Annotated in this window: 6 protein-coding genes; 2 read left to right on the forward strand and 4 right to left on the reverse strand. The window is 39.1% G+C overall.

Annotation, left to right across the window (positions count from 1 at the left end; all coding sequences use genetic code 11):
• The coding region (locus tag KCG35_RS23555) for a substrate-binding periplasmic protein (RefSeq protein WP_215822303.1) at positions 1 to 686 on the forward strand (686 nt) is incomplete at its 5' end.
• A 123-nt stretch (positions 687 to 809) separates the two neighbouring features.
• On the opposite strand, the gene KCG35_RS23560 is transcribed toward KCG35_RS23555, so the two are convergent.
• Positions 810 to 1442 carry a class II aldolase/adducin family protein gene (locus KCG35_RS23560; RefSeq protein ID WP_215822304.1) on the reverse strand — a complete coding sequence of 211 codons (633 nt, stop codon included), beginning with the start codon at positions 1440 to 1442 and terminating at the stop codon, positions 810 to 812.
• 37 nt (positions 1443 to 1479) lie between these two features.
• Positions 1480 to 1986 (reverse strand): aminoacyl-tRNA deacylase, encoded by a 507-nt coding sequence (locus KCG35_RS23565; protein WP_215822305.1) that lies wholly within the window; start codon positions 1984 to 1986, stop codon positions 1480 to 1482.
• 228 nt (positions 1987 to 2214) lie between these two features.
• Between KCG35_RS23565 and KCG35_RS23570 the strand changes: the two genes are divergently transcribed.
• Positions 2215 to 3282 carry an ion channel gene (locus KCG35_RS23570; RefSeq protein ID WP_215822306.1) on the forward strand — a complete coding sequence of 356 codons (1068 nt, stop codon included), beginning with the start codon at positions 2215 to 2217 and terminating at the stop codon, positions 3280 to 3282.
• 32 nt (positions 3283 to 3314) lie between these two features.
• Here the strand turns inward: KCG35_RS23570 and KCG35_RS23575 are convergent, their stop codons facing one another.
• Complete coding sequence (locus tag KCG35_RS23575) at positions 3315 to 3965, reverse strand: glutathione S-transferase N-terminal domain-containing protein (RefSeq protein WP_215822307.1); 651 nt, start codon at positions 3963 to 3965, stop codon at positions 3315 to 3317.
• A 200-nt stretch (positions 3966 to 4165) separates the two neighbouring features.
• Positions 4166 to 4708: a CBS domain-containing protein gene (locus tag KCG35_RS23580; RefSeq protein WP_215822308.1), complete on the reverse strand. Its 543-nt coding sequence runs from the start codon at positions 4706 to 4708 to the stop codon at positions 4166 to 4168.
• Positions 4709 to 5016: the final 308 nt, after the last annotated feature.

The raw sequence follows: 5016 nt of genomic DNA on the forward strand, positions 1-5016 counted from the left end.
CAGTACATGCAGAAACTATTCATCTCCTCACTGAAAATTTTCCCCCCTTAAATATGTCGGCGGATGGAAAAAACTTTGCCCGTGGTAGTAATGTGACGGGAATTACGACAGATATCGTTAGATTAATGTTTAAACGAGCTGGCGTTGATTACCGTGTAACCTTGCGCTTTCCATGGAAGCGTGTTTATGAAACAGCAATACAGAAAAAAAATTATGGTGTTTTTTCAACGTCCAGAACAGCTGAAAGGGAGGCGCTATTTCAGTGGGTTGGTCCCTTGGCCGAAGAATACTGGGTATTACTGACCAAGGCTGATTCTCCTATTACCATAAATTCCTTATCGGATGCGAAGCCTTGGAAAGTAGGAGGATACAAAGATGACGCACTGACAGAGTTTCTTACCAATAGAGGTATCAGTGTTATTGAAGCTCATAGCGATCAGTTGAATGTCAGAAAAATGAAAATTAATAAAATAGATATCTGGGCAACAGGCTCATTATCTGGTCCTTATTTAGCTAAGCAGGAAGGTTTGAGTGGGCTAAAACAAGTGTTTTCCTTTAATAAAAACGACCTTTATTTGGCGTTGAATAAAGACACCAATCCGGAAATAGTTAAAAAACTGAATGAAGCACTTAACAAAATGCGTCAGGATGGTTCAATAGAAAAAATATACCGCCAGTATCGTTAATTCATGAAAACATGGAATGTGAGCTATATATGGTTCTTTTGAACTTTTAGACACACAACGACGATCCAAAGAGTGTTAACAGACCCTTACTTATACCTGTTTTTTTAATGTTTGTGGCTTGGTTTAGTTTGCATACTGTTGTGATGCAGCAAGCCAGGCCACAAATGTCAATCCTGCTTGTTCTGCTGTTTGACCAAACGTGATAACTCCGTCCTCATGTCCTTCCATAACAATACCACTTGTTTTTGGGCTTTCATGTAACAACTTGGTAACAGCTTCAGCCATTGCTTGTGTTCCATAGGCGACAGTTACAGGTATCGTTGGCAAATTAAGCTGTTTAGCCATTTGCCAAATTTCAGGACAGTGACCATGGAAGATAAATTTGATGTCTGGATTTGCTTGGTATATGGCACTATGGCTTAAGGCTTCGGATGATGGTTTAGTGAGACCCTGGGAATAAATACTAAACTCACTAATGTTGGCCTTTATCACTTCAGCATAATGTTGCTCTTGTAAGACAGGGTCTTCTCCAGTTTGAGTTCCTGTAATATAGAAAGTGTCATGTTCACTCCTTGCGCTGAGGTTGCCAAAGCCATAACCCTGATAACGGTGAGCATCTTGGCCAATCACTTCTAGTTTTAGCAAAATAGAACGCCATGCAGTCAATGCTTTAAAAAGAGAGGTAGGAAGAGTGATGGGTTCTTGACTGTGGTGTAACTGATACTTAATAACACCTTCCGTTTCCTTTGTTGTCATGGAAACATCCTTGCTGCTGCAATTATAAAAATTGTGACTACAAAAAATTATGGCTAATCATAACTAACGAGGATGATTGTTGACAAATATGGTCATGCATTTGGCCTTTCATAAGCTGCTGGAATTGGTCGTTTGTTATACAAACTAAACTTTCGTGATCGCCTGCTTCGATGTAAATAGTGGGTTGTTGAAGTAACATATCATCATAAATGAGTTGAATAGTATAGGCCGCCCCCAAGGCCGGGATGGCTCCGGGTAAGCAATCATGAAAGTAAGATTGCAAGCGACGTTCTGGAACAAGATGAAATGGGGTTTCCATTAAGGCTTCAAGTAGTTCTATGTGAACACGAGCAAGGGCGGGTAGTACTGCCATTAAGTAAGTATGCTGTGGACTTTCCAATAAAACGGCTTTGGCTAACTGAGCAAGAGGCACACGTGCAGCAATAGCAGTTTGTATCGCACTTTGGGTTTGGGGGTGTGGGTGAAGTTGGTAATTAATGTGATTTTGTTGAAGATATTGAGCAAGCGTTGTAGCAAGAGACATAAGCATTGCTCCCTTTTTGTCATGTTCCTTAGCGTATATACCCATCGCTAAGTAACTACTCAATTAGAGTATAGAAGATAAGCAAAGCCATAGTGGCACAGTTTATCATTTGCACGGTGAAGATTAACAAGAATCAGGTTAATGGAATTACGTCTATACTGACCAAAGTACGTTGCGATAGGTAAGATTATCTGTAGTGTGGGCTCGATGAAATTTGGGTGTAATTCAATGTCTCAACATATTCCATTTACATCCCACGTCAGTAATGAAGACGCTACAGCAAATCATAGTGCCACTCCCCTTATAGAAGATAATACGGAAATAGAGCCAGTAGTGGATAACAGCAGTGTAAACACTAAAGAGTCGAAGGTTGACCCCCTTATTTTCGATTTGGTTTACTGGCGAGATCCAGAAGTTGATAAAACTGATGCTCAGGTCAAAGTGCGTTTGGAAACTTACGCAAAAAGTTTACAGAGCATGGCAGGTTTCCAGCTACGCGGCGCAAATTTATGCGATGTGGATTTAGTTAATCGTGGCTCAAAAGTGGGTTATGATCTTAGCTATGCTGATTTTTATCGCGCTAATTTATCAGATGCCCATATGTTTAAAATTAATTTAAAAGGGGCATCGTTAATGAAGACGAAATTATGCAGAGCGAATTTACATTGTGCTAATTTGGAAGACTGTAATTTGCTTGGGGCAGACTTAACACAGGCAAAATTAGAAAATATTTTTTGGGGAAAATATATTCTTCAGGAAAAAAAAGCTATTCAGGCCAAGCTGCAGCGTAAATATCATCAAATGAAACAGTTTTATGAAGAAGCAGAAGAGGTTTATCGTAGTATTCGTAAAACCTGTGAAGAGCAGGGATTATTTGATGTGTCTGGCTATTTTTTTCACCGAGAAATGATTATGCGGCGTTATCAAATGCCACGCTGGTCAGCACGCAGATTTTTCTCAAAAATAGTTGACTTATTATGTGGCTATGGGCAACGTCCACTCCGTGTCGTATTTTTTTCATTTTCATTGATTGCCTTGTGTGCAATCGCTTATTTTTTTATAGGCGTAGCTGATAGTGGGCAATTGGTGAAATTTAATTGGGATCATGGCTTTCTGAAAAATTTTTATGGTTTAACGGACTGTCTTTATTTTAGTGTAGTGACATTTACGACGTTGGGGTATGGAGACTTTACGCCTGTTGGTTTGACACGTCTGATTGCTGCAATTGAAGCTTTCACAGGAAGTTTCACTATGGCATTATTTGTAGTGGTTTTTGTCAATAAAATACTTCGTTGAACATAAATATTTTTACGGAGGATAGCTGAAAATTAAGTCACTTTTTTCCCTGGCCAATAACATCTGAAGCTAGGACTATTAATAGCTTCTTGAAAAAGGTTTAAGTGCATACAGTATTGATATATTTGTACTAGGATAGGTAGCTTTGACAGATCTATCATAAGTTGTTGAGCATAGTGAAGTTGTGGAATGAGGGCTATATCGGCAAGTGTAAGTTCGTATCCAAAACAAAATGGACCCCATTCAGCATTATCTTCTAACAACTGATTAAGCTTTTGTAAATTACCTTGCAACCAGTCTTGTAGCCAACGAGCTTGTAATTGCTCCTTAATCAATAACGTTTGCGATAGATAGTTTAAAATTTGATGATTGGCTAAAGGGTAAACCTCCCCAATAACTGAGTGTGCAAATGCACGTACTCTAGCGCGTAAGCCAATATCCTCCGGTAGTAAAGGTGGTCGTGGGTATTTTTCATCAAGATATTCCAAAATAGCGAGCGGTTGATTTATGGCTAGTTGATAGTCCTGTAATAATGGAAGACTCATGGACTGTGTAGGCGCATTAATTGCCTTAACCGACGTTAAATGAGGCACAGCTAATTGCTCAAAATCGACTTGTTTAAGCTTCAAAGCTAAGCGAACAGTAAACGCGGTGACTGACATCGTGTGTGTAAAAAGCTGCATGATCAACCTACTGCGGTGATTGCACTTCGTTCAGTGCAGCTTGTGTTAGATAATATATCAGTCAATCAACTGCTTGATAACTATGTCGTTTTTTTAAAGCTCATTATCAAAACGTTGCTTTATGATATTATACGAGTAATAGTGTAGACGCTTTTTTGATAATCACCGAAATGTTAAATACTAGTTATCTATTTTGAATCTTAAGCGACAGATGTTTTTAACGGTGCAAGTTGTTGACGCACTGCTTTTAAGACATCCATCGTGGTAATAACACCAAGTATTTCATCCCCTTCGCAGACAAATAACCGATGGACATTATCATCAATCATGGTGTTAATAATTTCTGCCAGTGAAGTATTAGAACGAACGACTATAACATCTGGATTCATTATTTCATTAACGAGATGTGTTTCTTCGCCATCATTACCTAACAGGTGGGTAAAACAAATGTCATCAGTGATGTATGCTTTTTTTTCTAATAAGTCACTGAACAGAGCCAATGCAGGTATATACTCATGGCGAATTATATCGGACATAGTGACAACACCACATAGCTTTCCCTGTTGGTTTAACACTGGTGCTCCAGATATATGGTGGCGGGCAAAAAAGTCGGCAAGAACTGCGAGAGACCAATGTTCCGAGACCGTCAGAACCTTACGCGTCATAATATCTTGAGCTTGTAGTGAAGCGTCAGAATGAACTGTTGATGCACGAAGTGCTTCAATAGTGAAATTGCTGCTCATGGTTCCTTTCCTGATTTTGTTATCCGCTATTATGTGACTGACCTTTCCCTGGCCACATTGAACAACATGTAATCTCAATAAGTGGCAGTTCAATAATATACTCTCTTTAGAACGATCGTTGCAAAGTAATTGTGCATGTCTTGTACAGATTTGTGTTGGTCAGCAAACAGCAGTGGTTTTAAGTATCAAAGGTATTAGTGGTTGTGCCTCAAAAATATGTCCAAAGACTGGATTGTATGATTTTTACTCAACGCAGGTCTTTTCAAAGCATGTAGCACTTGTAGTATAATCATCATATGTTAGTAAGG

Origin of the sequence: Zooshikella harenae, assembly GCF_018837975.1 — a bacterium.
Taxonomy (GTDB): Bacteria; Pseudomonadota; Gammaproteobacteria; order Pseudomonadales; family Zooshikellaceae; genus Zooshikella; species Zooshikella harenae.

Bases quoted from the DNA above. Each gene is read 5' to 3' on its own strand.
- KCG35_RS23560 (WP_215822304.1), bottom strand. From the start codon at position 1,442: ATGACAACAAAGGAAACGGAAGGTGTTATTAAGTATCAGTTACACCAC.
- KCG35_RS23565 (WP_215822305.1), bottom strand. From the start codon at position 1,986: ATGTCTCTTGCTACAACGCTTGCTCAATATCTTCAACAAAATCACATT.
- KCG35_RS23570 (WP_215822306.1), top strand. From the start codon at position 2,215: ATGTCTCAACATATTCCATTTACATCCCACGTCAGTAATGAAGACGCT.
- KCG35_RS23575 (WP_215822307.1), bottom strand. From the start codon at position 3,965: ATGCAGCTTTTTACACACACGATGTCAGTCACCGCGTTTACTGTTCGC.
- KCG35_RS23580 (WP_215822308.1), bottom strand. From the start codon at position 4,708: ATGAGCAGCAATTTCACTATTGAAGCACTTCGTGCATCAACAGTTCAT.